Annotated in this window: 28 protein-coding genes and 1 tRNA gene; 14 read left to right on the top strand and 15 right to left on the bottom strand. The window is 63.2% G+C overall.

Going from position 1 to position 26,101, the window contains the following annotated elements; translation table 11 throughout:
* Positions 1–11: 11 nt before the first annotated feature.
* From IPF36_RS24825 to IPF36_RS24835, 3 genes are read right to left on the bottom strand one after another with little or no spacing between them, the layout of a single operon-like run.
* Positions 12–1,880, bottom strand: a complete 1,869-nt coding sequence (locus IPF36_RS24825) for a TRAP transporter large permease subunit (RefSeq protein WP_135706019.1) — start codon at positions 1,878–1,880, stop codon at positions 12–14.
* 39 nt (positions 1,881–1,919) lie between these two features.
* Entirely contained in the window at positions 1,920–2,939 is a 1,020-nt protein-coding gene (locus tag IPF36_RS24830; RefSeq protein WP_195431034.1) for a TRAP transporter substrate-binding protein, read from the bottom strand.
* Positions 2,940–2,960: 21 nt separating this feature from the next.
* Positions 2,961–4,424, bottom strand: coding sequence for a mannitol dehydrogenase family protein (locus IPF36_RS24835; RefSeq protein ID WP_195431130.1), 1,464 nt, complete (start codon positions 4,422–4,424; stop codon positions 2,961–2,963).
* Positions 4,425–4,694: 270 nt separating this feature from the next.
* On the opposite strand from IPF36_RS24835, the gene manD reads away from it, so the two are divergent.
* The 11 genes from manD (at position 4,695) to IPF36_RS24890 (ending at position 15,076) form a co-directional block, all read left to right on the top strand.
* Entirely contained in the window at positions 4,695–5,903 is a 1,209-nt protein-coding gene (gene manD / locus IPF36_RS24840; RefSeq protein WP_195431039.1) for a D-mannonate dehydratase ManD, read from the top strand.
* A gap of 65 nt (positions 5,904–5,968) precedes the next feature.
* Positions 5,969–7,003, top strand: a complete 1,035-nt coding sequence (locus IPF36_RS24845; protein WP_195431133.1) for a Zn-dependent oxidoreductase — start codon at positions 5,969–5,971, stop codon at positions 7,001–7,003.
* A 319-nt stretch (positions 7,004–7,322) separates the two neighbouring features.
* Positions 7,323–8,723 (top strand): integrase family protein, encoded by a 1,401-nt coding sequence (locus tag IPF36_RS24850; protein WP_195431042.1) that lies wholly within the window; start codon positions 7,323–7,325, stop codon positions 8,721–8,723.
* A gap of 83 nt (positions 8,724–8,806) precedes the next feature.
* Positions 8,807–9,061 carry a hypothetical protein gene (locus IPF36_RS24855; protein ID WP_195431045.1) on the top strand — a complete coding sequence of 85 codons (255 nt, stop codon included), beginning with the start codon at positions 8,807–8,809 and terminating at the stop codon, positions 9,059–9,061.
* Positions 9,062–9,166: 105 nt separating this feature from the next.
* The gene (locus tag IPF36_RS24860; protein ID WP_195431048.1) at positions 9,167–10,219 is read left to right on the top strand and encodes a hypothetical protein; all 1,053 of its coding nucleotides are present in this window, start codon (positions 9,167–9,169) and stop codon (positions 10,217–10,219) included.
* Between the two features lie 161 nt (positions 10,220–10,380).
* A complete protein-coding gene (locus IPF36_RS24865; protein ID WP_195431051.1) occupies positions 10,381–10,587 on the top strand; it encodes a DNA-binding protein in 207 nt (68 codons plus the stop codon).
* A complete protein-coding gene (locus IPF36_RS24870) occupies positions 10,587–10,967 on the top strand; it encodes a hypothetical protein (RefSeq protein WP_195431054.1) in 381 nt (126 codons plus the stop codon). The genes IPF36_RS24865 and IPF36_RS24870 overlap by 1 nt, the downstream gene beginning before the upstream one ends.
* Positions 10,961–12,955, top strand: a complete 1,995-nt coding sequence (locus IPF36_RS24875) for an AAA family ATPase (protein WP_195431056.1) — start codon at positions 10,961–10,963, stop codon at positions 12,953–12,955. The genes IPF36_RS24870 and IPF36_RS24875 overlap by 7 nt, the downstream gene beginning before the upstream one ends.
* A 151-nt stretch (positions 12,956–13,106) precedes the next feature.
* Positions 13,107–13,772: a hypothetical protein gene (locus IPF36_RS24880; protein WP_195431059.1), complete on the top strand. Its 666-nt coding sequence runs from the start codon at positions 13,107–13,109 to the stop codon at positions 13,770–13,772.
* Between the two features lie 201 nt (positions 13,773–13,973).
* Positions 13,974–14,780, top strand: a complete 807-nt coding sequence (locus IPF36_RS24885; protein ID WP_195431062.1) for a hypothetical protein — start codon at positions 13,974–13,976, stop codon at positions 14,778–14,780.
* A gap of 17 nt (positions 14,781–14,797) precedes the next feature.
* Positions 14,798–15,076: a hypothetical protein gene (locus tag IPF36_RS24890; protein ID WP_195431065.1), complete on the top strand. Its 279-nt coding sequence runs from the start codon at positions 14,798–14,800 to the stop codon at positions 15,074–15,076.
* Between the two features lie 121 nt (positions 15,077–15,197).
* Here the strand turns inward: IPF36_RS24890 and IPF36_RS24895 are convergent, their stop codons facing one another.
* From IPF36_RS24895 to IPF36_RS24910, 4 genes are all read right to left on the bottom strand, one after another.
* Positions 15,198–15,704, bottom strand: coding sequence for a hypothetical protein (locus tag IPF36_RS24895; RefSeq protein WP_195431068.1), 507 nt, complete (start codon positions 15,702–15,704; stop codon positions 15,198–15,200).
* A 375-nt stretch (positions 15,705–16,079) separates the two neighbouring features.
* Positions 16,080–16,418 carry a helix-turn-helix transcriptional regulator gene (locus tag IPF36_RS35155; protein ID WP_368671192.1) on the bottom strand — a complete coding sequence of 113 codons (339 nt, stop codon included), beginning with the start codon at positions 16,416–16,418 and terminating at the stop codon, positions 16,080–16,082.
* Positions 16,307–16,549, bottom strand: coding sequence for a helix-turn-helix domain-containing protein (locus IPF36_RS24905; protein WP_218959702.1), 243 nt, complete (start codon positions 16,547–16,549; stop codon positions 16,307–16,309). Before IPF36_RS24905 ends, IPF36_RS35155 begins: the two co-directional genes overlap by 112 nt.
* The gene (locus IPF36_RS24910) at positions 16,550–17,068 is read right to left on the bottom strand and encodes a hypothetical protein (RefSeq protein WP_195431074.1); all 519 of its coding nucleotides are present in this window, start codon (positions 17,066–17,068) and stop codon (positions 16,550–16,552) included.
* A 307-nt stretch (positions 17,069–17,375) separates the two neighbouring features.
* On the opposite strand from IPF36_RS24910, the gene IPF36_RS24915 reads away from it, so the two are divergent.
* Positions 17,376–18,086, top strand: a complete 711-nt coding sequence (locus IPF36_RS24915; protein WP_195431077.1) for a DUF3800 domain-containing protein — start codon at positions 17,376–17,378, stop codon at positions 18,084–18,086.
* A gap of 209 nt (positions 18,087–18,295) precedes the next feature.
* Here the strand turns inward: IPF36_RS24915 and IPF36_RS35160 are convergent, their stop codons facing one another.
* From IPF36_RS35160 to petA, 7 genes are all read right to left on the bottom strand, one after another.
* Entirely contained in the window at positions 18,296–18,574 is a 279-nt protein-coding gene (locus tag IPF36_RS35160; RefSeq protein WP_368671193.1) for a hypothetical protein, read from the bottom strand.
* A 351-nt stretch (positions 18,575–18,925) separates the two neighbouring features.
* Positions 18,926–19,001, bottom strand: a tRNA-Thr gene (locus tag IPF36_RS24920).
* A 52-nt stretch (positions 19,002–19,053) separates the two neighbouring features.
* Positions 19,054–19,542: a ClpXP protease specificity-enhancing factor gene (locus IPF36_RS24925; protein ID WP_133093480.1), complete on the bottom strand. Its 489-nt coding sequence runs from the start codon at positions 19,540–19,542 to the stop codon at positions 19,054–19,056.
* Positions 19,543–19,598: 56 nt separating this feature from the next.
* The gene (locus IPF36_RS24930; protein WP_010812311.1) at positions 19,599–20,210 is read right to left on the bottom strand and encodes a glutathione S-transferase N-terminal domain-containing protein; all 612 of its coding nucleotides are present in this window, start codon (positions 20,208–20,210) and stop codon (positions 19,599–19,601) included.
* 221 nt (positions 20,211–20,431) lie between these two features.
* Positions 20,432–21,175 carry a cytochrome c1 gene (locus tag IPF36_RS24935; RefSeq protein WP_133093479.1) on the bottom strand — a complete coding sequence of 248 codons (744 nt, stop codon included), beginning with the start codon at positions 21,173–21,175 and terminating at the stop codon, positions 20,432–20,434.
* A 36-nt stretch (positions 21,176–21,211) separates the two neighbouring features.
* The gene (locus tag IPF36_RS24940; RefSeq protein ID WP_133093478.1) at positions 21,212–22,615 is read right to left on the bottom strand and encodes a cytochrome bc complex cytochrome b subunit; all 1,404 of its coding nucleotides are present in this window, start codon (positions 22,613–22,615) and stop codon (positions 21,212–21,214) included.
* A gap of 2 nt (positions 22,616–22,617) precedes the next feature.
* Positions 22,618–23,235, bottom strand: a complete 618-nt coding sequence (petA, locus tag IPF36_RS24945; protein ID WP_133093477.1) for a ubiquinol-cytochrome c reductase iron-sulfur subunit — start codon at positions 23,233–23,235, stop codon at positions 22,618–22,620.
* 214 nt (positions 23,236–23,449) lie between these two features.
* Here petA and mscL point away from each other — a divergent pair, with 214 nt between their 5' ends.
* A complete protein-coding gene (gene mscL, locus IPF36_RS24950; RefSeq protein ID WP_133093476.1) occupies positions 23,450–23,875 on the top strand; it encodes a large conductance mechanosensitive channel protein MscL in 426 nt (141 codons plus the stop codon).
* Between the two features lie 45 nt (positions 23,876–23,920).
* On the opposite strand, the gene IPF36_RS24955 is transcribed toward mscL, so the two are convergent.
* Positions 23,921–24,667, bottom strand: coding sequence for a Nif3-like dinuclear metal center hexameric protein (locus IPF36_RS24955; protein ID WP_133093475.1), 747 nt, complete (start codon positions 24,665–24,667; stop codon positions 23,921–23,923).
* Positions 24,668–24,687: 20 nt separating this feature from the next.
* Between IPF36_RS24955 and IPF36_RS24960 the strand changes: the two genes are divergently transcribed.
* Complete coding sequence (locus IPF36_RS24960; protein ID WP_133093474.1) at positions 24,688–25,881, top strand: Do family serine endopeptidase; 1,194 nt, start codon at positions 24,688–24,690, stop codon at positions 25,879–25,881.
* The last annotated feature ends 220 nt before the right edge of the window (positions 25,882–26,101 follow it).

Raw genomic sequence — 26,101 nt, forward strand, 5'->3', positions numbered from 1 at the left:
TGCCCGCAGCCTTACAGGAACCCAATCGAGAACCACGGCACCAGCGTCAGCAGCAACAGCGCAATGCACAACGCCGCCATATGCGGCCACACGCGCGGCATGGCAACGTCCGGCGACACGCGCCCGATGGCGCAGGCGGCATAGAAGCCCACGCCGAACGGCGGCGCGAACAAGCCCAGCCCCATGGCGAAGATCACCACCATGGCGTAGTGCACCTCATGCACGCCGACCAGCCTGGCAATCGGAAACAGCAACGGCCCGAACAGCACGATGGCCGGGATGCCTTCCAGCAAACTGCCCAGGATCACAAAAGCCAGCGCCGACACCAGCAGGAAGCCAGTCTTTCCGCCCGGCACAGCGGACATGATGCTGACCAGGTCCTCCGCAAACCCGGACTGCGTCAGTGCCCACGCCATGGTGGTGGCACAGCCCACGATCAGCAGGATCGCACCGGACAACGCCGCGGTATCGAGCAGGATCGGATAAATGCGCCGGAGTTCGAACTGCCGGTACACCAGCAAGCCGGCCAGCACCGTATAGAAGATGCCGATGGTCGATACCTCGGTGGCAGTGGCCACGCCCTCCACCACCGCCGTGCGAATGATGACCGGCAGCGCCAGCGCCGGCAGGGCCACCACCAGCAATCTCAGCAACGTCCTGCTCGATGGCCGCACCATGCCGCCCCTGTCCTCCTTGCGCGTCTGCCACCAGACCACCAGTGCCATCATCGCCAGGCCGACCAGCGCCGGCATCAACCCGCCGATGAATAGCGAGGTGATCGACACGCCCGTGACCGACCCCACCGTGATCAGCACGATGCTGGGTGGAATCGTTTCCGACATCGCACCGGACGCCGACAGCAGGCCGATCAGGTCGCCATCCTTCGCGCCGCTCTGCTTCATCTCCGGGAACAGCGCCGGCGCGACCGCCGCCATATCGGCAGCTTTTGAACCGGAGATGCCCGAGACGATGTACATCGCCCCAAGCAGCACATACTGCAGGCCGCCGCGTACGTGCCCGATCAGGCTGACCAGGAACTGGATCATCGCGCGCGCCAGGCCCGTCATCTCGATCAGCCCGCCGAGGAAGATGAACAGCGGGACCGCCAGCAGGATCAGGTGTGACATGCCCTCCTGCATGCGGTTCGGCATGATGGACAGCGGCGTGGTCGTGGACAGCGCCAGGTAGCACAGCGTGGAGAGCCCGAAAGCGAAGGCAATGGGCACGCCGATGGCAACGCAGCCAACCAGCATCAGCAGGAAGAAAATCACCAGGTTGGCGTTGCCCAGTCCCAACAGCACCGGCGAGAGCAGCCACAACGCGCCAGCGCCTAGCCCGACCAGCAGGCCACTGAGGGCCACCTGCCTGCGGCTTGCGGTCTCCAGCAGGCGGATCGCGGCGGTCACGAGCATCAGCACGGTGCCGGCGAGCACCGCCCCGGCGCGCCAGGCTTCGCTGACCTCCAGGGTCGGCGTCAGCACGTCCACGTGTTCGACGAGATGTTCCCAAGCCGGCCGCACCAGCAGCAACAGGAACGCCACCACCATCCACATGCCACAGGCATCCAGCCATGCGCGCCGGTGCGGCGGCAGCTTGCTGATGAAGGTGGTGAGCTGCATATGCGCGCTGCGCTGCAGGGCAATGATGGCGCCGAGCATCGCCAGCCACAGGAACAGGATGCCGGCGAGTTCCTCCGTCCAGGGCAGCGGCGCATGCAAGGCATAACGCGCAAACGCGCCGCCCCCGAGGATCAGGGTCTCGGCCACGACGATCAGCGCGGCCGGAACCTCGACCACGCAGGCCAGGACGCGGCTCCAGCGTGCGCTGGCCGTGGAGGGGGTACTGGCGGGCCGGTCCAGGGTCTCGGCGGTGTGCTCCATCTTTGTCTCCTCTTGCATGTCGGCTTGATGGTGCCTGCCTCAGACCAGCGGCCCGGTGTAATTTTCCAGCATCTGCCATGCCTCGTCGCCAAACTTCCTGCGCCACTCGGCGTAGAAGCCCGCGTCCCGCAGCAGCTTGCGGAACGGCGCCGGATCCGGCTGGTTGAACTTGATGCCAAGCCGGGTCATCTCCGCCTGCGCCTCGACGTCGACCCGCGCGATATCCTCGCGCTGCTTCAGCGCCGCAGTGGTGAAGCGTGTCGTCAGCGAAGCCTGCACCTCGCGCGGCAGTGCCTGGAATTTTCTGGCATTGCCGAAGATAAAGTGGCCGTCCCAGGTATGCGCGGTCATCGAGCAGAATTTCTGCACTTCATACAGCTTGCCGCTGCGGATCAGCGACAGCGGCGTCTCCTGTCCGTCCACCACGCGTGTCTGCAGCGCCGAATAGAGATCGGCGAACGGGATGACCGTCGGCGCCGCGCCCAGCATCCTGAACATCGAGACCCACAGCGGGATCGCCGGGACGCGGATCTTGAACCCCTTCAGGTCCGCTGGCGTGTTTACCGGGCGGGTAGCGGAGGTGATATTGCGATAGCCGTTGTCGAGGCACTTCTCGAACACGTGCAGGTTCACCTTGCCCAGCGCGCTCCGCACATAGGCGCCCAGTCCGCCGTCCATCGCGGCCCACACCGCGGCGTAGTCCCTGAAGGCAAAGGCCACGCCGTTGATGCTGGCGGCTGGCACACGTGTCTGCAAGTTGGTGCTGGCGGTCGACATGAGGTCGATGGCACCGGCGAGGACCTGGGAGACCATGTCCGGCTCGCTGCCCAGCTGGCTATTGGGATAGACCTGCAGGTCGACCTTGCCGCCGGTGTCCTGGCGAATGGCCTCGGCGGCCTCCTTGATGCGCAGCGTGCCCGGATGGTCGGCCGGGAAGGCCGTGCCGTATTTCAGCCTGATGGTGGCGCTCTGGGCGAACGCGTTGCGCGCGGGCAATGCCAGTGCCAGTCCGCCGGCGGCGAGTGCGCCGAACTGCCGGCGAGTGAACCGATGGGCCATGATGTGCTTGTCTCCTGTTTATCAAGTTGTGGCCGGGAAGGACAGCAGTGCTGCCGCGCCGCGCTCGCGCAATACCGTCAGGTGTGCGGCAAGCCGGCGCCGGAACTGCTGCGGCCACGGGGCGTCGCCAAATACGGCGCCGTGCGCCAGGGCCCGGTGCACGGCTTCCGTATTGCTGTCCGCGCCGCGCAGCGCTGCGGCAAGTGGCGGCGCACCGGGATCGCTGGCGACCAGCGGCTCGCCACGCTCGTTGATGTCGCAGCGCAGATAGTGGAGCCACAGCGCCAGCGCACGCTCCAGGCATGGCCGCTCGATGCCCGCGGCCAGGCTTTCGCGCAAGGCCGGCAGCCAGCGCACCGGGACCTTCTGCGTGCCATCCATCGCAATCTGCGCGGTGTGATGCGCGATCGCCGCGTTGCGCAGGCGGCACAGCAACGCATTGCCGTAGCGGGCGACGTCGTACTCCGGCGGCGCGGTGACGGTGGCATGCAGGTCCTCCATCACCCCGCGCGCGAAGGCACCGAGGACCGGATCGGCCATCGCCCCGGCCACGGTTTCTATGCCGCACAACTGCGCGGCATAGGCGATCGCCGAATGCGTGCCGTTCAGCATGCGCAGCTTCATGGCCTGGAACGGCCGGACATCACCGGTCATCAGCGCGCCGCCAGCCTCCCACGCGGGCCGCGCTCCGGCGAAGCGGTCTTCGATCACCCATTGCGTGAACGGCTCGCAGACAATGGCGGCTTCATCGCGTAGTCCGAGGCGCTGCTGCGTCCAGTTCAGCGACGTTGGCGTTGCGGCCGGCACAATGCGGTCGACCATGGTGTTCGGCAGCGCCACCTCATCGTGGATACGCCGGGCCAGCGCCGGATCGGCCTGCGACGCGTACTGCGTCAGCAGCTTGCGCAGCGTGTCGCCGTTGTCGGCCATGTTGTCGCAGCAGACAATGCTCAGCGGCGCGCCGAACGGCCGGCGGCGTATCCCCGCCGCCAGCACGCCGAGCGTGCTGCGCGGCGCCTCGGGATGGGCCAGGTCATGACGGATTTCCGGATCGCTGGTGTCGAGGTCGGATGTCGACGGATGCCGGTGGTAGCCTTTTTCAGTCACGGTGCAGGTTACGACCGACGCGGCGGGATCGGCGATGGCGCCGATCACCTGCTCCAGTGCATGCGGCGCATACAGGGCCTGCACCAGCGCCCCCACGATGCGCCCCGTGGCCTCGGCACCCTGTCGCTCGATGACCGCGTACAGGCAATCCTGCGCAGTCAGCGCGCGCGCCATGCGCGGTTCCCGCAAGCTGACGCCCACGATGCCCCAGCGCGTGTCGCCATCATGGATCGCTGCCTCGGTGTACAGCGCCTGGTGCGCGCGGTGGAAGGCGCCGAGCCCGATATGCACCACGCCGCGCGACAGACGGCTGCGCTCGTAGCCGGGCTGTTGCACGGCGGCGTCGGCGCTGCAGACGGTACGCTGCGCCAGCCTCATGCCCTGACCCTCGATTGTTTGTATTGCGGCATCGTGCGTGGCATCCGTGCTGTTGACCATGGCAAAACGTACCATTGAGAAATGCTGCAGACGTGCAGCCGTTTCGCAAGATTTGTGCAGCCCATGCGCTTTCCCGCTGCAGAATCCGCTCGTATCCGCCCCTCCCTTCGCGCGGTAACCTGCTTCGCATCCTTCCCATACGGTCATGCCCGTGCGCACCCCGCATGCGATGACGCAGCAGTGGGAAGCGCACAACTGCCGGAGCACGTCTTGAAGATCGAACGGATACAAACCATCGTCACCTGTCCGGGCCGCAACTTTGTCACGGTCAAGGTGATGACGGACCAGGGCGTCTACGGACTTGGCGATGCCACGCTCAACGGCCGCGAGCTTGCGGTCAGCACCTACCTCGACGCGCATGTCATCCCCTGCCTCATCGGCCGCGACCCGCGCTGCATCGAAGACATCTGGCAATACCTGTATCGCGGCGCCTACTGGCGGCGCGGCCCCGTCACGATGACCGCGATCGCCGCGATCGACATGGCGCTGTGGGATATTCTCGGTAAGCTGGCGAACATGCCGGTGTACCAGTTGCTGGGCGGCAAGAGCCGGCAACGGCTGCTGGTCTACGGGCACGCCAACGGCCGCGACCACGAGGAAGCCGTCGATGCCGTCCACCGGCATATCGAGGAGGGCTTCAAGGCGATCCGTGTGCAATCCGGCGTGCCGGGACTCTCCAAGGTGTATGGCGTGGGCAAGCAAGCCGGCCACTATGAACCCGCGGAGAAGGGGCTCCCGCCGGAAGAACCGTGGGACACTGCCCTCTACCTGCGCCACACGCCGGAACTGTTCCGCAAGGTGCGCGATGCCATCGGCTTCGGGCCACACCTGCTGCATGATGCGCACCACCGGCTGACGCCGATCGAAGCGGCCCGCCTTGGCAAGGCACTCGAGCCGTTCAGCCTGTTCTGGCTGGAAGACGCCACGCTGGCCGAAAGCCAGGACGCCTTCCGCCTGATCCGCCAGCACACCACCACGCCGCTGGCGGTAGGAGAAGTCTTCAATTCGATCTGGGATTGCAAGGACCTCATCGGCAACCAGCTGATCGACTTCATCCGCACCACCATCGTCCATGCCGGCGGCATCACGCATGTGCGGCGCATCGCGGACTTCGCCGCGATGCACCAGGTGCGCACCGGATTCCACGGCGCCACCGACCTGTCGCCGGTGTGCATGGCGGCGGCGGTCAACTTCGGGCTGTGGGCGCCGAACTTCGGCATCCAGGAACTGATGCCGCACAACGCGCTGACCGACGAAGTGTTCCCGCACAACTATCGCTTTGCGGACGGCCATCTGGTCATGGACGAGGTGCCTGGACTTGGCGTCGACATCGACGAAGCGCTGGCCGCCAGGTACCCGTATGAGCGTGCCTACCTGCCTGTGGCAAGGCTACGCGATGGAGCGATGTGGAACTGGTAGCCTGGCACGCGATAGATGACGCTCACTTCCACACAATGCCGTCCCCCATGCCACCAGCACCCAACATGTTGAGCATCGTCGTTAACCAACCCCACGGCCTGTCCTTGTGCGCAAGGCCCATCCCCACCCCCGCCCCCGGCGAAGTCCGCCTGCGCGTGCGCTATGCCGGCATCTGCGGCTCCGACCTGCACATCTTCCACGGCAAGAATCCGTTCGCAGCGTATCCCCGCGTTATCGGCCATGAATTCATGGGTCATATCGACGCTGTCGGCGCGGGCATCAGCGCGCAGCGCATCGGCGAACGCGTGGCGGTGGATCCGGTCATCAGTTGTGGCCAATGCCACGCCTGCCGCATTGGCCGGCGCAACGTCTGCAGCCGCATGCAGGTAATCGGCGTGCACCGTGACGGCGGCTTCAGCGAATACACGTGCGTGCCGGCGTGCAATGCCTACGCGGTGCCGGCTGGCCTGGCGGCGACGAGCGCGGCGGTGATCGAGCCCTTCGCCGTCGCGGCAAACATGACCCACCGCACAGGCGTGCTGCGCGAAGACATCGCGTTGATCTATGGCGCCGGCCCTATCGGTTTGAACCTGCTGCAAGTACTCAAGCGCGTCTACGGTGCACGGGTTCTGATCACCGACCACCTTGACGAACGGCTGGCGCTGGCCCGCCATTGCGGCGCCGATGCGGATGACGTCATCAACACCTCACATGAGGACATCGGACAGGCCCTTGCAAAACGCGGCGTGGCAGAGGGCCCGACACTTATCTACGACGCCGTCTGCCACCCATCGATCCTGGAGGAAGCCGTGCGCATTGCCGCCCCGGCAGGACGCATCGGCATACTGGGCTTTTCCGCGATGCCATCGGCCGTTCCGCAACTGGAGCTGACCCGGAAGGAACTCTCGCTCTATGCCTCGCGCCTGAACTGCGACATGTTTACCACCGTGATCGACTGGATCTCCCAGGGGCTGGTCGACCCCGGCTGCATCGTCACGCATCGGATCGATTTCCACGATGTCGCCGATGCCCTGGACCTTGCCGAACACAACCCGCGCGAGAGCTGCAAGATATTGCTCGACTTTGGCGAGCCTGCCTGATATGCCGCCAATCTTAGATATCGTCGAATGTTGCTAATGCACTACCCAAATGAAAATGGCCTCCCGAATCGGGAGGCCATTTATATTCCTGGTGCCGGCTGCAGGACTCGAACCCGCCACCTGATGATTACAAATCACCGAAAGTACACCAGCATACGACTGGATCTGCATTGATGTAACCGACGAAATCCGCTCTACGCCTCGCTTCTGACCGGACACCTCCTGATAAATCAATTGACGAATATTGATCCTATGCCACACAATCGGGTTACACGGTGGTTACATCGACGCATGTAACCCGCACGATAAGGTAGCGAAGGTGGCAAAGGTCAATTTCACGGCGGCGAGGGTGGACGGGCACAAGTGCCCCGAAGGCAAGGCGCAGGCGTTCCTGTGGGATAGCCGGGCGCCCGGACTCGGGCTCCGCGCCACTGCCAATGGGGCGAAAGCCTATGTCTTCCAAGCCAAGCTCCACGGCGAGTCGCTGCGCGTGACCATTGGCGACCCGCGCAGTTGGCCGTTGGACAAGGCCCAAGAGGAAGCGCGTCGGCTTCAGGTATTGGTCGACGACGGTATCGACCCCCGCAACGAAAAGGCCGAACGCCGGGCTGCTCACGAAGCCAAGCAAGCCGCCGAGCGACGCCGAGCCGCCACGGTCGCGGACGCGTGGGCCAAATACTTGGAAGACCTGCGAACCAAGCTTTCGCCTAAGACCAAGAAGCCGCGGTCTGCCATCTATATTGCCGACCACCTCGCTCTCGCCGCTCCCGGCGGCGATTTGAGGAAGCGAGGCGGCAAGAAGACCGCGCGCGGCCCGCTGGCGCCATTGATGCCCCTGAGCCTGTCGGACCTGACCGCAGCCAGAGTAAGCGCGTGGCTTGAATCGGAAGTGGCGACCCGCCCAACTAGCGCCGCCTACGCATATCGGATGCTGAAGGCTTTCACCAGGTGGTGCGGAGGGCACGACGACTATGCCGGCATCATCCCGGCCGATTGCTGCACGTCTCCGAAGGTGACAGGAGCACTCCCGAGCAGCACAACGAAGGACGGCGACAGCCTGCAACGTGAGCAACTGGCGGCCTGGTTTGCTGCCGTGCGCACGCTGCAAAACCCTGTGCAGTCCGCCTACCTTCAAGGCCTGCTCATTACGGGCGCGCGGCGCGAGGAACTGGCTGCACTACGATGGGAGGACGTGGATTTCCAATGGCGAAGCCTGCATATCGCGGACAAGGTGGAAACGGAGACGGGCCGCATAATCCCGCTTCCGCCTTACCTCGCCTCGCTCCTGCTGGAACTGAAGCGGCGCAATAACACCCCTCCTCCGGTCCGCCGGCTGCGCAGCCTGGAGACTCGCGGAGAGAAATGGGAGCCGTCGCCCTGGGTATTCCATAGCCTGAATGCGGCGACCGGTCGGATTGCCGAACCGCGCTACGCCCACAATCGGGCGCTGGCCGCTGCGGGATTGCCACACATCAGCCTGCACGGTCTCCGCCGGTCATTCGGTACGCTCGCCGAGTGGTGTGAAGTCCCGGTCGGCATCGTTGCGCAGATCCAAGGTCACAGCCCGTCCGCTCTCGTCGAGAAGCACTACCGTCGTCGACCGCTGGACATGCTGCGCCTGTGGCATGACAAAATCGAAGGCTGGATGCTGGAGCAGGCCGGAATCAAATTTGAGCCGAAGCAGGACACCCCTGTCCTGACGGTGATTACCGCCGCCTGACGGCCTCAGGCAAAGCGGCGACAAGGGGTGTTCCCGCACCTCCTGCCGCCTGACCACCATGAAGTTGTAGAGGAACTATCACGATGGCTGCTTGCAATTCTACCGACCAAGTGCTGGATACGGAGCCCGCCCAAACCCTTATCGAAAAGGCAATCGCGGCGCTCTCTGCGCTGCATTGGGCTGCCAGCAACGCACGTTCTGCGGACGACTTCGACGGGCTGGCCGGCTTGGTTGGGGCAATGCTGCCCAACATCGGCGCTGACCTCGAAGCGGCTCATATCCACCTCGGCGGCGTCCCGATTGGACGCTTCGCGCCGCGCGCAGGCATCGCAGCGTAGCGCCCCGCTTTACCCCCTGCCTAGGCCGACGGGCCGAAAAGCTGGGCACCTTCACCGGCCTGGCAGGGGATCCTCATTGAAGGGTGCACGCGAAGGGTGCGCAAGTTGAATCATAAGAAATACATTACCCTGGACTTCGGGGTTGGGTCTGTCGGTGCAGCATATGTGCCGGTGCTTATCGGTGAAGCGCTTCACCCCGACGATGAAATCATGCAAATGGTCGCCGCCGGCAACCACCTGCGCGAGTTTAGGGCGGCTCTGAAGCGCGGCGAAATCGTTGCCCGCAGGCACCTCGATCACATCCCCACGGTTCCTGAAACTGCGGCGGAGATGGAACGCGCCTTCTGCGAGGTGAAGGATCTCGCGAAGTACGTCGCAAAGTTCGGCATTGACGTTCGCCACAGACCCGACCCCCATCTGGGGCTGCCCGACCGTAATGCCCTCATAGACGAGGAGGACAGCGAGGACTTATACCGGTATTTCGTGAGCATGGTTGAAGAAGCCATTGCGATTCTTCGAATGGACCGAGCAATGCCTCGCAAGCTCGCGTGGGCATGGATGACCCTCGTGTCGAAAGCCGGCGTCCTGCATGAGGACGAAGCCCGAGAGCGAGACATAGATGCGGCTCGAAACTGGATACTGAAGTTGGGCCTGCCGACAAGCACGGAAGAAGGCATCCCTACGGATACTACAGAGCCATGTGTGGATCCAGAGCACGCATGGGACGTTGATGCCAGGATGTTCGTCCGCGTCGCCGCGGTGGCGGAAGCGGCGCGGCTGGAAGGACTCGCATGGCCGGACCTCGACAACCTGATTGTCGACGGCCATCCCTGGGGCCGCGTGGAAACTGGCAACCCAATCGACCCAAGGGTGCCGGACCCGGAGGCGTCGAAGCAGGATGCTGTCGTGACGGAATCTGCCGCGCCGACCCTCGCAATCGGCGCGAACCCCCGGTCTGAGGTAGAGCGCTATGTCGCGCACCTCGCCCGTACGCTTTTCCAGCATGGAGACAGCACGCAAGCCCTGGCCGAGAAGATCCGCCTTGATATGAAGGGCAAAGGCTACCGCTCCGAACGTGGCGCGCCCTCTACGGGGACGATTGTCAGGATGCTCCCGGTCGGGCTGACCGGTGGGCGCGCCAAAAACGGGAGAAAGTGAATCGGCACGCCGAACCATCGCTACGCCGAATCTCTACGCCGAATCAAAATGATCCGGAAACCCGCGCCAGCAAAGGATTTCCGGGCGAGGCATTGATTGCTATGTAGGCGTATGTGCCAATTCTGAAATGACGTCAGTTCAACTACTGACGAGGTTTCAGAATGCACGTAGCCACCGCAATCGTGGATCACGCCGCGCTGCCGGAGATCCTGACAACCAACCAAGCTGCCGCTGTCCTTCAACGTCGGCCGCAGACTCTGCACAAGTGGGCCTGCCTGGAGAACGGGCCGATTCGCCCCATCCGCATCCATGGCCGCCTCGGCTGGCGCGTCGCTGACCTGCAGAAGCTCCTGACCGGGGGCCTGTAATGGAGAGGTCCGACCGCCGCCATGCGAGCCCGGACACCTTTGCCAGCGCCCGGGACTCCGCCACCCCAACGCCCTGCACCGCACCTGTCGGCTTTGCCGGCACCGACAACCCGCGCCACCTGCGCGCGCTGCAGGCCCTGATTGACCGCTCGCTCAGCCGCGAGGAAATCGATCGAATCGTTGGCTGCAGCAATGGGCCCGACTTGATCGCGGACCTGCGCGGCCTCGGGCTTGGTAAGCGCGGGCTGCCTTGCCAGCTCGTCACTGGCCGCGACCGCGACGGCCGGCCCACTCGATACGGGATCTACTACCTGTCCGACCTGGGGCGCCGCGCCGTCGGCGACTGGCTGCGCAAGATTCAGCGAGGTGGCTCATGCTGAATCGGTTCGATGAAGGTCGCGCCCGTTCCGCGCTGTTCGCATTGGACGCAGGCTGCGCCCGAGAGGAGTGGGTGCGGCTGGGCATGGCGGCCAAGGACGCCGGGCTCGGGTTTGACGATTTCCATGCGTGGAGCCAGGGGGCTGCCAACTATGGCGGGGAGCGCGAATGCCTGGCCGCATGGAAATCGTTTGAGTCCGGACCAGTGAAGGCGGCAAGCCTCTTTCGAGCTGCGCTGGACGCGGGATGGGAAGACCCCGGCAAGACCCGCCACAGCGGCCCACAAGCCGCTCGCGTGCCGAGCCCGAGGCCTAGGGTACACCCCGAGCCGAAAGCCGCACAGAAGCCGCGTATTGACCTGTCCGCAGTGTTTGACGGCTACCCTCCCGCCGATGCCTCGCACCCCTATATCGTGTGCAAGCGTGGCACGCCTGACGGTCTGCGTGTCGTTCCCCAAGATGACCCGCTGACCATCCGGGGCCAGTCTGTAGCGGGCTCCCTGGTGGTGCCGGTCCGCTCGCTGGATGGCGAGCTGCTGACGGTCCAATACATCCCGCCCCCTGGTGCTGGCAACAAGCTGAACGCGGCGGGCGCATCGTTTGGTAACGGGCTGCTGGTGGTGGGTGATGTCGTGCCCGACGGCCGCGTCTATGTCTGCGAGGGCATTGGGCAAGCGTGGGCCGTGGCGCGCGCTGACTATCACGCCGCCGCCGCGGTGGCGTTTGGCTGTGGCCGCTTCCATGCGGTGGGCCGAGTCCTGCGTGAGCGCTTCCCCAGTGCGCGCCTCGTATTCGTGGCCGACCGCGGCAAGGAGGCCCAGGCCGAAGCCATCGCCCGCGAAGTCTGCGGCGCATGGGTGGAGATGCCCGCCGACAAACCCGAGAACTACGACGCGAACGACTACGAGGCCGAATGCGGAAGTGACGCCCTCGCGGATCTACTTGCCTCGGAAAGAACGCCGCCCACCAGGTACCGACTGCAGTCTGCAGAGGACCTGCTCGCCGCGCCCGCGCTTCGCTGGCTGGTGCGTGGCGTGTTGCCGGCAGATGGCCTAGCAGCGTTGTACGGTCCGTCCGGATCCGGCAAGTCCTTCCTCGCACTGGACCTTTGCGCGGCAATCGCCGATGGATCGGGCGACTGGTTCGGGCGCCGGGTGTCCACCGCCCCAGTCACGTATTGCGCTCTGGAGGGCGAGCGCGGCATGGGCAAGCGTGCGAAAGCCTGGAGCGCCCGGCATGGCCGGAGGCTTCCAGGGCGGCTGATGTTCGTTACGCAGCCAATTGACCTGCGCGACGGTCAGGACGTGGCAGACCTCGGCGCCGCAGTGCTGGCCGCCGGTGGTGGCGGCGGATTGCTCGTGATCGACACGCTCAATCGCGCGGCGCCTGGCGCTGATGAGAACGCCAGCACCGATATGGGCGAGATCATCGCGGCCTGCAAGGAACTGCAAGCGCGTATCGGCGGGCTGGTCATGTTGGTGCACCACACAGGCAAGGATGGCGCGAAGGGCCTGCGAGGACACAGCAGCCTGTACGCGGCGCTAGACGCAGCAATCGAGGTGTCACGCGACGGCGCGCGCCGGGAGTGGTCCATCGCCAAATCGAAGGACGACGAAGACGGCGAACGCAGTGCCTTCTCGCTGCGGGTCACGGAGCTAGGCGAAGACGAGCACGGCGATCCGGTGACGTCCTGCGTCGTGGAGCGGGATGGCGGCACTACTGAAGTGAGCCGGGTGAAGCTGCCCCAGGGCGGCAATCAGCGGCTCGCCTTGAACGCATTGGCCGAGCCACTGCGCCAGGCTCGGGACTTCGGAAAAGGCGACGCGCCGCCGGGGTTCCCATGCCTCGAATTGGAGGCCGCTGTGCTCATGGTTGCGGACAGCCTGACGTGCGAGCCCAAGCGGCAAAAGGAACGCGCCAGGGAGGCGATTACGGGCCTGGTTGCACGCGGCGTCTATGGAGTGAAAGACGGCTGGCTATGGCGGCGGTAGGGGTCGAAATACCCGCCGGCCGGTCCTTCCCGAAAAGCCCCGTATCCATATATACGGGGCGGGCAATTTCGGGAAAGGTGTCCCGACTCCCGAAGAGACTGATTTCGGGGAAAGCGGGAAATTTCGGGAATCTACGTAAGGGGATGGAAAGATGACGGAGCAACCCTCAAAGACCTTTGACATCGATTTGAGTGATCTGGATCGCAGTTGCAGGACCCCGGCCGAGGCGTTTTCCAAGTACGCGATGCGCCCCGAGGTCAACGCCGCGACGACGTTCTATCTCTTCTCCGGGCAGTGCATTAGCCAGTCCAGTCTTGACGTGCCGGCCATGATCAGCCAACTGTCGGCGCAGGCCCAGGCCACCCAAGGCGGCGACATGAAGCCGGCCGAGGCCTTGCTGGTATCGCAGGCCGTTGCCCTTGATGGGATCTTCAATGCGCTCGCCCAACGTGCTGCATTGAACGTGGAGGAGAGCCTCGGAAGGGCTGAAGCGCTGTTACGCCTTGCACTGAAAGCGCAGACGCAGTGCCGGGCGACGCTGCAAACCCTCGCCGAGATCAAGAACCCGCCGACCATCTTTGCCAAGCAGGCGAACGTCGGCCACAACGTCCAGGTGAACAACGGCGCCATGACACCCGCGCGCGCGTACGAAGTCAATCCTCAAACCATGCAGAACAAAGTATTGGAGGTATCGAATGGCGAACGGCTGGACACCAGAGCGCCGGGCCAAGCAGGCCGAACTCATCAGGAAGTGGGCGCCTTGGAAGAACTCAACAGGCCCGCGAAGCGCCGCCGGAAAGGCGAAGGTCGCGCGTAACGCCGACAAGGGCGATATCCGCGGGGCACTACGCAGGCTCCGCGCTGCACTGCGCGAGCAAGAGCGTGCGCTCGATGACTTCCGATAGGTCGCGGCACTCGCATGGCAATGGCGCCGGCGGGCGCTCGTGGGCAAATGTCCCGCGAGCCTCCCTCGGGGCCATAGCATGAATATCAACAGATAAACGAATTCGAGGTTCCTATGACGGGGATGGAGATTGCGGCCGTAATTGCCATGCTGGCCGGCGCCGGCATGCAGTACAAGGCGACCACCGACGCGGCCGCGCGCCAGCAGCGCGAGACCCTGGCAGCGCTGGCCCGGCAGCGCGACCTGCAGATGCAGGCCGAACAGAAGGCAATGGACACGGCCGAACAGTTCGCGCCGGAGGAGCGCAAGCAGGAGCAGGCACAGATCGAGCAGCAACTGACTACCGACTACCTGCAGCCAACGCAGACGGCGCAAGAGATCCACAACACGCAGAGCACCACGCAGGGTGATGTCTCAAACGACTACCTGGCCGCGAAGGCTGCGTCCAACGCGAACCAGATGAAGATGGCTTCGAGCCTTGCCCGCCTGCTCGGCAAGACGACGGCAGCGAGCCGGCTGCGCACGAACGAGGCGATCCGTGTCTCTGACGCCGCCGCTGGCATCGACCGCCTCGCGAATTTTGCACAGGGCACCGGCACGGCTGACCGTGTCGCCATTGGGGCCGCCGGCCGGCCGAATGCGGGTCTCATACTGGGCGGGCAGGTGCTCGGGGCACTCGGGAGCGCCGGGCTGATGGCAGGTGCTGGGCAAGCGAGCGCAGCCGGCTCCAGCCTGGCCGAAGCCACACCAGCATACGCCGGTGGATGGGATGGGGGCATGAGCACGATCAACGGAGCCTTCGGCACGACCAAGAGCGTCCCGCTGGACCTGGGAACTGCAGCGGCGGGGGCTGGCTCTGGAGTATGGGCCGGCCCGGCTGTTCGGGGCGCGTTCGCTGGCGTTGGCAGCCTGCGCCGTTGACGCAAGGGGATCGTGTTGTGCGCAACGTGACAACTCTCGTATGGGCGGCCCTGGCTGCCGCCTGGGCATTCGCCGTGCAATTCACACTAGAGCCCTCAACCGCCGCCGACCCGCGCGCTGTCGCCGCCCGCATCCTCATGACGCTAGGCGCGCTGGCTATCGGCGGCATCTGCTGGCTGCTGGTACAGAGCCAGAGCCGCACCGAGATCCGCGAACGACTGGCTTTCCGGAATCACGGGCATCAGGTATGCATCGCCTTGGCATGGGCGCTTCTTGCCGGCTTCGTTCCCCGCTAGCGCTGTCCCGCCGTGCCTCCGCTAGTCCTAGGCACGACTGCTGCTACGTCAGCAGAATACCTCTTCCATTTTCTCCCCCCCTCGAGGTTGAAGGTGCGTTGCCGCAGCACTCACGTTCAGTCTAGTTGCAGCTCGTTACCAGAGTCCCGCCCTGTACATGCGACAGGCATGTGGCCGATTGGCGCTGCTGCGGTGCCTGGTTAGCCCGCGTCATTGACCCTCCGAGTGCACCAAAGAAGTTTGCGACATCGCGGCCCGAGATTGACGGCCCTGGCTGTTGCTCTGGCTGACTAAAGACGGGCTGCCCTTGGGCTGGCCCGGTTGGGAATACCGCATCTGCACGCGCGGCAATCAGTGCCTGATATCGCTCGCTACTGATCTCTCCTCGCTGATACTGGCCCGCGATTTCCGTCTTGTACTCGAATAGCTGCTGCAGCTTGTAGTCGTTCGGGTAGAACTCCTTGACCAACCTCTCCTGCCCTTGGGCGAGCGCGAGCGCTGTGATTTTCCCCGCCTTGTTCTCTTCGAACAGCCTATTGGAGGCACTCTCGAACATGGCATCTGTCATTGGGCCGGCGGTGGCGCTGAGGGAGACGGCAGCGAAGGCGACGGCGATCAGTTTCTTCATGGTCAGGCGATGGACACTCGTTTGGAGTGGCCCATCATTTCATGCCTGCGGGCGGCGTCCATCCCACGAAAGGGGGTGGCAGCCCATGGTTGAGAAGCCTTCCGCGAGAGGGGTGACATTCTGCCGTCAAACCCACGCGGGCTAGGCCCAACCACCGCGCCTGGAAAATAGACGGAACTAGAGGAATCGCAAAAGCCGCCACCAGCTTGGGTTTGACGGCGATTCCGAGTTGCGAATAGCGCGGGATGGTGTTGTCTAACTGCTTGGCAAAGCGATGGCGGCACACACCCGTCCGGCTACGGAATCGACAACCCGGCCGGCGTACGCCCGGCACGCGCGTCCTTCGAGCAGCTATCCGGCCGGCGGGTTCGGCTATCAGGCTTTGCGGCTGCTGCCGACGAGCGAGGGTGGCGGGAGATCCGAAACCGGACGCCCCTCGGCCCATTCCTCAACCTCGCGCATCAGCCAGCCGACGCGTCGAGCGGAGATCCTACGTGGCTTGGGAAACTCGCCCTCCCTGACGAGCTTCTGAACGCTGGTCTCCGAGATCGATAGGAGCGAAGCCAGTGTCGGCAAATCCAAGAAGATTGGCTTCACCACTGTCACTTCGGCTCTTTGGTAGTCTTGCGGCGCTGCGCAGCTAGGCGCTCGGCCGTCTGCGCGATGATCACCCGCTCGGCGTAAGCCAGCACGTCGCGCGTCATCATTACCCACGAGCGGCCGACCTTGCCGGCCGGGATACTGCCGTCTCGGATCAGGTCCTCGACCGTTTTCGGGTGGACCCGCAGGATCTCCGCGGCGCCAGTGAGGCCGACCGTTGGGGGGAGTGTCACGCTGGGCGTCATTCACACTGCTCCTGCTTCGTCTGCAATGCCGCGTCGCGGCGGAACGGGATTGCGCGGCCGGCCGCGGCCCTTCGGCAAAGCACTGCGGCTCTGCTTCGCCCAGGCAATGACCTCACCGGCGAACCAGCGCTTCTGCGCGTGCCGGTTGGCCGTCGGCTGGATGGGCACCGGGAACGCCGGCCGGGTGACGACGTTCTTGCTGACGGTGTCGGCCGACAAACCCATCCACTCGCTGATGGTGTCGACGTCCCACAGTTGCATGTCCAGCGGCACGCCAGGCGGTTGCAGCGATTCAGCCATGCTGCTAATCACGTCAAATAGCTTTGGTGAAAGGTGGTCCGCAAGCTTTGTTGCCAGGGCGGCGATGACGGTCTCGGGGCTTGGAGCACCCCTCGTCTCCTCGGGCGCCACCGGCGCTCGCTGCGCGTGTGGATTCGTGGCGCTCAATAACCGATGCCCCAAGGCCGACATAAGTTCGTCGAGTTGGCGGTCGGTCAACTCCTGGCTGCTAGGGCTCATCTCATGTCTCCGCAGTGAAGACAGAATGGTAGCCACATTGGCGTACTGGCGGCTCGTCACCCGTTGACTCTCGCCCCCAATCCGCGACGAGTGTTCGCAAGACTTCGAGCCGACAGCACTACGTTGCGCCGGAGTAGGTCCTGGCCAGTAGATCAGCAATAAGGTCCGGAACCTCTTGTTGCCAATATAAACAATGGAATCAATGAGTTACTACCCCACCCTGTTCAACGCCCCTCAAATCGGCAAATAGTCATGCGAAAATGCCGCTTCAGATTTGACTGGGAGGGCCGGTGAACCGGGCCGAGAAGTGAGCGTAATCAATCTCTACTGCGACGAATCGTGCCATCTCGAAAACGACGGGCAACCCGCCATGGTTCTCGGGGTACTGTCTTGCCCAGACGATAGGCGAAAGGTCGTCGGAAGGCGGATTAAGGCCCTGAAGGCCAAACACGGGATTTCGCCTAGCGTCGAGGTGAAGTGGGGAAGCGTCTCGCCCAAGAAGCTGCAGCTATACCTGGATCTTGTCGACCTGTTTTTTGATTCGACGGAGCTTTCGTTCCGCGCAATCGTTGTGCCAGACAAGAAGCAACTTAACCACGCCGGCTTTAACCAGACTCACGACGAGTTCTACTACAAGATGTGGTACCAAACTCTGGTCCCCTTGTTGTCGCGCACCCGTCAGTTTCAAATCTATCTGGACAAGAAGGACACACGCAGTGAGGGCCGCGCTCGCAAGCTCTGCGAAGTGCTATGCAACAGCCAACTTGACTTCACGGGCGAGATCATCTCGCGTGTTCAGCATGTTCATTCCCACGAGGTACCGCTATTCCAGCTCGCGGACCTGCTAATCGGGGCCGTGTCCTATGTCAATCGGGGGCTGAGCACGAGTGATGCCAAGCTGGAAGTAATCAAGCGAATCAGGGAGCGCAGCGCACTCACGCTGAAGCAAACGACTCTGCTTCGGGAGGAGAAACTGAATCTACTCGTGTGGCGCCCCTTTGGCGGGAGTGCCATATGAACCCGCCAGATCTTCTCCCGTTTGACGGCGATTGGACGGCCTACGTCGAAAGGGTGTACGCACGATACCACGCTGACATCATTGCCTCCGACAGAACCCTGTGGGGGCGCCCCATTCGCGTTCGCTTCAACCCCACCACCTACGATAAGCCGTTCAACTTTTGGCACGTCGTCTCGGAGGGGGAAGTGGAAGATGACCGGACCCCTGACCTAAAGCGATGCGCCAGGATTGGCTGGATTGCATGGCTGCTGGATTGCTGCGACCAAGATGTCGCAGGGGTGCGATGGTATCTCTCTGAGCGCTCTACCAGCCGCGGTCGAAGGACGAACCTCGTGATCTGGTCCGAGGCGCACGATTACGTGGTGATCGTTGAGCCGCGCGATGGATTCGCATTGCTCGTTTCTGCATACCCGGTGACCGAGCGACGGGCGGCAAAGCTCAGGCGCGAATGTGATGCATACTGGGCCGCCCCGAAAACCATCCCACATTGGGGACAGCCATAAAGACAGAGACCCCACACCACGGATGGTGCAGGGCCTCAGATACTCCTTCTACGCTTGGTAGATGAGCTTGCAGCGAAGGTTAAGCAAAATCGCTGGAAATTACAAGCGAATATTGCATCCGTCGCTCAGGGCCAACTCCTAGGACGCTGTCCCTCTACCAAGTGAGAGTCTCAAACCAATGAAGGGTTCCCGCGGCCCGGGCATGGGCAGAAGCCGACCCACTTTGGGCACTTGCCCCGCCACCCGCGAACATCCGATTCCGGTTACAGGGTGGTTACATGAACCACATGAAAGACGAAGGGCTTACGCGAAATCCACGTAAGCCCTTGATTTTATTGGTGCCGGCTGCAGGACTCGAACCCGCCACCTGATGATTACAAATCAACTGCTCTACCTGATGAGCTAAGCCGGCATGTCTGGTGCAGACCGCGATTCTACTGCATCGCAGCCCACTTGGGGATGGCTTACTTCACCACCTTCAACGCTGGCTTCTTGCCGCCGATGCGAGGCACCGGGGGCGGCGTTTCGTCGTCGCCCGGGTCGGAGTCGGCGGTGGTGGCCGGGGTCTCGGCTTCCACCGGGGCCAGCTTGGGCGGCGGGTTGTTTTCGCGCTCGGTGGCGGCCTGCGTTTCCGGCACGCTGCGTTCGACCGGGAAGGCCATGCCCTGCCCGTTCTCGCGGGCGTAGATGGCCAGCACGTTCTCGACGGGAACGTCGATCTTGCGCGAGACACCGCCAAAGCGCGCACTGAAGGTGATCCACTCGTTACCCATATCCAGGCCGCTAGTGGCGTCGAAGCTCACGTTGAGCACGATCTCGTTGTTCTTGACGAACTCGCGCGGCACGTTGGTGTTGGCATCGACGAACACGGCGATGTACGGCGTGAAGCCGTTATCCGTGCACCACTCATAAATGGCGCGGATCAGGTAAGGCTTGGTGGAGGTTTCAGGCATTGTGCTTCCAGTGGCGCCGGGTGGCCCGAGGGCGGATGCCTTCGGGCCGGTGCCGATTAGCGGCGCATCACCTTCTCGGAGGGGGTGAGCGCTTCGATGTACGCGGGACGGCTGAAAATGCGTTCAGCATACTTCAACAGCGGCGCGGCGTTTTTCGACAGCTCGATGCCGTAGTGGTCCAGGCGCCACAGCAGCGGCGCGATGGCGACGTCGAGCATCGAGAACTCTTCGCCCAGCATGTACTTGTTCTTGACGAAGATCGGCGCGAGCTGCGTCAAACGGTCGCGGATCGCGGCGCGGGCGCGTTCGTGGTTCTTCTCCGCGGCCTTGCCCTTTTCGTTCTCGAGCGTGTACACGTGCGTGAACAGTTCCTTTTCGAAATTGAACAGGAACAGTCGGGCACGGGCGCGCTGGACCGGGTCGGCCGGCATCAGCTGCGGGTGCGGGAAGCGCTCGTCGATGTATTCGTTGATGATGTTCGACTCATACAGGATGAGGTCGCGCTCGACCAGGATGGGTACCTGGCCGTAGGGGTTCATCACCGAAATATCTTCGGGCTTGTTGAACAGGTCGACGTCGCGGATTTCAAAATCCATGCCCTTTTCGAACAGGACAAGGCGGCAACGTTGGGAAAACGGGCAAGTCGTACCCGAATACAACACCATCATGGTTGGATTCCTTGGGCTTAGCCGGAGCTGGGTCGGACGGTAAGGTCTGCCATTCTGCCAAAAGCGGACACCGAAAAGCAAATAAGTGGCATTTAATCCACTTACCCCGGCATATTTCATCACCCTGGCACAATGAAAAAGGCCAGAGCGATGCTGCCTTCGCAACGTCCGCATCTGGCCTTCGGCGTGGCTGCCCGCCTCCGGGCCGCCACCAGCAAGACTTACTTCACATCCTTCCAGTAGGCCGCGTTCAGGCGCCATGCAAAGACGGTGAATATGCCCAGGAACAGCAGCACCCACACGCCAAGGCGCTTGCGGTGATTCTGCGCGGGTTCTGCCATCCAGTCGAGGAAGCCGACCAGGTCGGCGGTGGCCTGGTCATATTCGACCTTGCTCATCTTGCCCTGGCTCAGTTGCTCGAAGCCGGCGAACTTGTGCACCTTCTCGCCATGCTCTTCCACTTCCGTAAACTTGGCGGCGCGCTGGCCCTGCAGTTCCCACAGCACGTGCGGCATGCCGACGCTCGGGAACACGAGGTTGTTCCAGCCCGTCGCGCGGCTGTCGTCACGGTAGAAGGTGCGCAGGTAGGTATAGAGCCAGTCGTCGCCGCGGGCACGCGCGATCACTGACAGGTCCGGCGGTTGCGCGCCGAAGAAGGCCTTGGCTTCCTTCGGCTGCATGGCGATGGTCATGGTCTCGCCAACCTTGTCCGCTGTGAACAGCAGGTTCTGGCGGATCTGGTCGTCGGTGAGGCCGATGTCCTTGAGCCGGTTGTAGCGCATCATCGATGCGCCGTGGCAGTTCAGGCAGTAGTTGACGAACAGCTTGGCGCCGCGCTGCAGCGACGACAGGTCGGCAGTGTTCACCGGTGCCGGCTCCAGCGGGAAGCCTCCCTCTGATGCCATGGCGGGCGCGCCGGCAAAGCAGGCGCCGGCCAGCGCGATGATCGAAAGCAGCTTTTTCATCTTGTGTCCTTGTGCTCTTGTCGGGGTTCGCGTCGCTCAGTGCGGGTGGAACGTGACACGCTCAGGCACCGGCTTGAACTCGCCGGCACGGCTCCACAGCGGCATGGTCAGGAAGAAGGCGAAGTACAGCAGCGTACCGAGCTGCGAAACCTTCTCACCAACCGGCGACGGCGGTTGCACGCCGAGATAGCCGAGCACCAGGAACACCACCACAAAGACGATCAGGATGGACTTGTGGAAAGCGGGACGATAGCGGATGGACTTGACCGGCGAGCAGTCCAGCCACGGCAGGAAGAACAGGATCACGACCGAGCCGCCCATCACCAGCACGCCCCAGAACTTGGCGTCGATGAAGTAGAAGCCCACGGCCAGGATCACGGCGATGGCAATCGCACCGATCTTGACGCGTGCGTCCTTGCTGCGCAGGAACACCATGCCGAGCAGCAGCGCGAAGAACACCCACAGGATCGGCAGGAAGTTCGACGTGGTGGCACGCAGCATCGAGTAGAACGGCGTGAAGTACCAGACCGGCGCGATATGCGGCGGAGTCTTCAGCGGGTCAGCCGGGAAGAAGTTGTTATGCTCCAGGAAATAGCCGCCCACTTCCGGGAAGAAGAAGATCACCGCCGAGAAGATGATCAGGAAGCCGGCAACGCCCAGCGTGTCGTGCACCGAGTAGTACGGGTGGAAGGGGATGCCATCCAGCGGCACGCCGTTCTCGTCCTTCTTGGCCTTGATCTCGACGCCGTCCGGGTTGTTCGAGCCCACTTCGTGCAGCGCGATGATGTGCGCGATCACCAGGGCCAGCAGCACCAGCGGCACCGCGATGACGTGGAACGAGAAGAAGCGGTTCAGCGTGGCATCGCTCACCACGTAGTCGCCGCGGATGAACAGCGACAGGTCCTGGCCGATCACGGGAATCGCCGAGAAAAGGTTCACGATCACCTGCGCGCCCCAGTACGACATCTGGCCCCACGGCAGCAGGTAGCCCATGAAGGCTTCCGCCATCAGGCACAGGAAGATCAGGCAGCCGAAGATCCAGACCAGTTCACGCGGCTTGCGGTACGAACCGTACAGCAGCCCGCGGAACATATGCAGGTAGACCACGACAAAGAAGGCCGAGGCGCCGGTCGAATGCATGTAGCGCACCAGCCAGCCCCACGGGACTTCGCGCATGATGTATTCCACGCTGGCGAAGGCCACGGGAATGCCGGCGGCGTTGAGCGTGCCGTCCGGCTTGTAGTTCATCACCAGGAAAATACCCGTGACGATCTGAATCACCAGCACCAGCAGCGCCAGCGAACCGAAGAAGTACCAGAAGTTGAAGTTCTTCGGCGCGTAGTACTTGGAAAGGTGGTCTTCCCACAGTTGCGTCGCCGGGAAGCGGGCGTCGATCCAGCCCATCAGGCCGGTCGTCTTGACTTGTTTTTCGGCCGCCATGATCAGGCTTCTCCTTTCTCATCCTTGCCGATCACGATCTTGGTGTCAGTCAGGAATTGGTAGGGGGGAACATCGAGATTTTGCGGAGCCGGCTTGTTCTTGAAGACGCGCCCGGCCAGGTCGAACGTGGAGCCGTGGCAAGGGCAAAGGAAACCGGGATCGGCGCCGAGTTGGGGATTGGCACCGGAAGCGAAGGGGCCGGAAGGCGAGCAGCCAAGGTGGGAACAGATGCCGACCACGACCAGGACGTCCTTGTGTTCTGCGCGCGAACGGGTTTCGTTCTTGCAGTAATCCGGCGTCTGCATGGTGAAAGGAATTTCGGAATTCGGATCGGCCACCTCGCCGTCCGTCTTCTTCAGCGACGCCAGCTGTTCCTCGGTCCGCTTCATGATCCAGACCGGCTTGCCGCGCCATTCGACAGTCATCATTTCGCCCGGCTTCAGCGCACCGATATCTGCTTCGACTGGCGCACCCGCGGCCTTGGCTTTCTCCGATGGTGCAAAGGTACTGACGAAAGGAACCGCTACCGCCACGCCTCCGACGCCGCCAGCGACGGATGTCGCGATCAACCAATTGCGGCGACCTTTATCCACGCTCTTCACGTCTTGCTGGTCACTCATTCCAAACCCCAGGGGAAGTCAATTTAGATTTTGCGTCAACCATAAAGTGTACCTTAGACATCTGCGCACTAGATAGGCGCAAATTGCCTTGTCCTTGATCGATAATCGGACATGCAAGCCGGGAATCCGCCTCCAGACTTGCTTTCCGGGCAGTGATGCGGCAGGCTGACAGCTTGATACCGTTCATCGCTAGCAACAAGAAGGAGAACCCCCCATGGGCATGGTCTCGGAATTCAGGACCTTCGCAATGCGCGGCAACGTCATCGACCTCGCGGTCGGTGTGATCATTGGCGCTGCATTCGGAAAAATTGTGGATTCAGTGGTCAATGACCTGATCATGCCGGTAGTGGGCCGCGTCGTCGGCAAGCTGGACTTCTCTAGTATGTTCGTCACGCTGGCCGATCCACCGCCTGGAACCCCATTGACGCTGGACGCGTTGAAGAAGGCTGGTGTGCCCGTATTTGCCTATGGCAGTTTCCTGACTATCGTTGTCAACTTTGTGATCCTGGCCTTCATCATCTTCATGATGGTGCGCGCGTTCAACAAGATGCGCGAGAAGGAGCCGCCCCCGCCGCCGGCCGCGCCGCCTGAAGAAGTGGTGCTACTGCGCGAGATCCGCGACGCCCTCAAGACGCGCTGAGCCCAGAACGATAAAACGGCCCCGATGGGGCCGTATTGTTTTGGGTCAGACAGGATTGGGAATATCGATGAATGTGTGCCGCAATCCGAAGCGTTGCGCCACATGTTCGCCCAGTGAGCGGATGCCGTAGCGCTCGGTGGCGTGATGGCCGGCGGCCAGATACGCCACGCCGCTCTCGCGCGCGAGGTGCGTGGTCTGCTCCGAGACCTCGCCGCTGAGGTAGGCATCGACGCCCGCGGCTACCGCCGCATCGAAATAACCCTGCGCCCCACCAGTACACCAGCCGATCGTGCGGATCATCTGCTCCGGCTCTCCGATTGACAGCGGCTCGCGCCCGAGCACGCCGCCGACGTGTGCCGCCAGCGCGGACAGCGGCATCGGCGCGGGCAAGGTGCCGGTCCAGCCGAGCTGGTCATCGCTGAAACGCCCGGTCGGCGTGAAGCCGAGTTGCAGCCCGAGCTGCGCGTTGTTGCCGAATTCCGGATGGTTGTCCAGCGGCAGGTGGAAGGCGAACAGGTTGATGTCGGCGCCAAGCAGCCGCTTCAAACGCGCGTGCTTCTGCCCGACCACACGCGCATCTTCGTTTTTCCAGAAATAGCCGTGATGGACCAGGATGGCATCGGCGCCGGCTTCGGCCGCGGCCTCGACCAGTGCCAGGCTCGCCGTGACGCCGGTGACGACATGAGTGACTTCCGGTCGACCTTGCACTTGCAGCCCGTTGGGACAATAGTCCTTGTAACGGGAAACCTCTAACAGGTCGTTCAAGTACAATTCAAGCTCTTTTGTTTTCATTTCCTGCTCAAAACTCCAATATGTTGCGGCGCTTTTGGCTGTTCTTTGCCCAGGCTGTCACCGTCGTGCTGGCGGTCTGGTTCGTCGTGGCAACGCTCAAGCCTGATTGGCTGCAGAGGGGGCGCGTCGCGGTCCAGTCCGGGTCGCCGATCGTGGCGCTCAAGGAAGTCGTGCCTAACGTGTCCGGCCCTGCCGCCGAAGGGTCTTACAGTGAAGCCGCACAGTCCGCCATGCCGGCGGTGGTGAATATTTTTACCAGCAAGAACGGCAACAAGCGCTCGCCCAACCCGCAGGCCGAGGATCCGTGGTTCCGCTTCTTCTTTGGCGACCGCCTGCCTGAGCGGCAGGAGCCGGTGTCGAGCCTGGGATCAGGAGTGATTGTCAGTGCCGAGGGTTACATTCTAACCAACCACCACGTAGTGGATGGCGCCGACGAGATCGAGATCGCGCTGACCGATGGCCGCAAGGCCAACGCCAAGGTGGTCGGCTCCGACCCCGAGACCGACCTGGCCGTGCTCAAGGTGACGCTGAAGGACCTGCCCGCGATCACGCTGGGCCGGCTGGAGAACGTCAAGGTCGGCGATGTGGTGCTGGCGATCGGCAATCCGTTCGGCGTGGGCCAGACGGTGACGATGGGCATCGTGTCGGCGCTGGGTCGGAGCCATCTCGGCATCAATACCTTCGAGAATTTCATCCAGACCGACGCGGCGATCAACCCGGGCAATTCGGGCGGTGCGCTGGTTGACGCACAGGGCAACCTGCTGGGCATCAATACGGCGATCTACTCGCGTTCGGGCGGCTCGCTCGGGATTGGCTTTGCGATCCCGGTATCCACGGCCAAGCAAGTGATGGAGTCGATAATTTCCACCGGAAGCGTCACACGCGGCTGGATCGGCGTCGAGCCGCAGGACATGACGCCGGAAATCGCCGAATCGTTCGGCCTCGATGCCAAGGAAGGCGCACTGATCGCCGCGGTCGTCCAGGGCGGCCCGGCCGACAAGGCCGGCGTGAAGCCGGGCGATGTGCTGACCAAGGTGGATGGCTCGTCGATCACCGACACGACGGCGCTGTTGAATGCCATCGCCCAGCTCAAGCCGGGTGTCGACATCAAGATGATGGTGATCCGACGCGGCAAGCCTACCGAACTGACGGTAACGATTGGCAAGCGCCCGCCTCCGCCGCGCCGGGCGATGCCGTTCGAAGAGGAGGAGTGAGACCGAGTCGTTCCCGGCCTGGATGCAAAACCCCGCTAGCGATGGCGGGGTTTTTTATTGCGCGAAGGATGGGCTGACCCAGTGAAGGTTGACGGGCAGTGGCGCGACTGCCGGTGGGCTAGACAAGCGAACGAATGCGCGAAAGTCGAATCAGTGCCGCGCACTTTTTCCGATCGTTGCGGCCCAGTTCAGCTCGTAACCCGTTGCCCATGCCCGAACC

It is taken from the genome of Cupriavidus sp. IK-TO18, from assembly GCF_015549295.1.
Taxonomy (GTDB): domain Bacteria; phylum Pseudomonadota; class Gammaproteobacteria; order Burkholderiales; family Burkholderiaceae; genus Cupriavidus; species Cupriavidus oxalaticus_A.

Excerpts from the sequence above, each read along its gene's own strand:
- IPF36_RS24825 (WP_135706019.1), bottom strand. The coding sequence starts at position 1,880 with ATGGAGCACACCGCCGAGACCCTGGACCGGCCCGCCAGTACCCCCTCC.
- IPF36_RS24830 (WP_195431034.1), bottom strand. The coding sequence starts at position 2,939 with ATGGCCCATCGGTTCACTCGCCGGCAGTTCGGCGCACTCGCCGCCGGC.
- IPF36_RS24835 (WP_195431130.1), bottom strand. The coding sequence starts at position 4,424 with ATGAGGCTGGCGCAGCGTACCGTCTGCAGCGCCGACGCCGCCGTGCAA.
- IPF36_RS24845 (WP_195431133.1), top strand. The coding sequence starts at position 5,969 with ATGTTGAGCATCGTCGTTAACCAACCCCACGGCCTGTCCTTGTGCGCA.
- IPF36_RS24855 (WP_195431045.1), top strand. The coding sequence starts at position 8,807 with ATGGCTGCTTGCAATTCTACCGACCAAGTGCTGGATACGGAGCCCGCC.
- IPF36_RS24865 (WP_195431051.1), top strand. The coding sequence starts at position 10,381 with ATGCACGTAGCCACCGCAATCGTGGATCACGCCGCGCTGCCGGAGATC.
- IPF36_RS24870 (WP_195431054.1), top strand. The coding sequence starts at position 10,587 with ATGGAGAGGTCCGACCGCCGCCATGCGAGCCCGGACACCTTTGCCAGC.
- IPF36_RS24875 (WP_195431056.1), top strand. The coding sequence starts at position 10,961 with ATGCTGAATCGGTTCGATGAAGGTCGCGCCCGTTCCGCGCTGTTCGCA.
- IPF36_RS24880 (WP_195431059.1), top strand. The coding sequence starts at position 13,107 with ATGACGGAGCAACCCTCAAAGACCTTTGACATCGATTTGAGTGATCTG.
- IPF36_RS24885 (WP_195431062.1), top strand. The coding sequence starts at position 13,974 with ATGACGGGGATGGAGATTGCGGCCGTAATTGCCATGCTGGCCGGCGCC.
- IPF36_RS24895 (WP_195431068.1), bottom strand. The coding sequence starts at position 15,704 with ATGAAGAAACTGATCGCCGTCGCCTTCGCTGCCGTCTCCCTCAGCGCC.
- IPF36_RS24905 (WP_218959702.1), bottom strand. The coding sequence starts at position 16,549 with ATGACGCCCAGCGTGACACTCCCCCCAACGGTCGGCCTCACTGGCGCC.
- IPF36_RS24910 (WP_195431074.1), bottom strand. The coding sequence starts at position 17,068 with ATGAGCCCTAGCAGCCAGGAGTTGACCGACCGCCAACTCGACGAACTT.
- IPF36_RS35160 (WP_368671193.1), bottom strand. The coding sequence starts at position 18,574 with ATGTGGGATGGTTTTCGGGGCGGCCCAGTATGCATCACATTCGCGCCT.
- IPF36_RS24925 (WP_133093480.1), bottom strand. The coding sequence starts at position 19,542 with ATGCCTGAAACCTCCACCAAGCCTTACCTGATCCGCGCCATTTATGAG.
- IPF36_RS24930 (WP_010812311.1), bottom strand. The coding sequence starts at position 20,210 with ATGATGGTGTTGTATTCGGGTACGACTTGCCCGTTTTCCCAACGTTGC.
- IPF36_RS24935 (WP_133093479.1), bottom strand. The coding sequence starts at position 21,175 with ATGAAAAAGCTGCTTTCGATCATCGCGCTGGCCGGCGCCTGCTTTGCC.
- IPF36_RS24940 (WP_133093478.1), bottom strand. The coding sequence starts at position 22,615 with ATGGCGGCCGAAAAACAAGTCAAGACGACCGGCCTGATGGGCTGGATC.
- petA (WP_133093477.1), bottom strand. The coding sequence starts at position 23,235 with ATGAGTGACCAGCAAGACGTGAAGAGCGTGGATAAAGGTCGCCGCAAT.
- mscL (WP_133093476.1), top strand. The coding sequence starts at position 23,450 with ATGGGCATGGTCTCGGAATTCAGGACCTTCGCAATGCGCGGCAACGTC.
- IPF36_RS24955 (WP_133093475.1), bottom strand. The coding sequence starts at position 24,667 with ATGAAAACAAAAGAGCTTGAATTGTACTTGAACGACCTGTTAGAGGTT.
- IPF36_RS24960 (WP_133093474.1), top strand. The coding sequence starts at position 24,688 with ATGTTGCGGCGCTTTTGGCTGTTCTTTGCCCAGGCTGTCACCGTCGTG.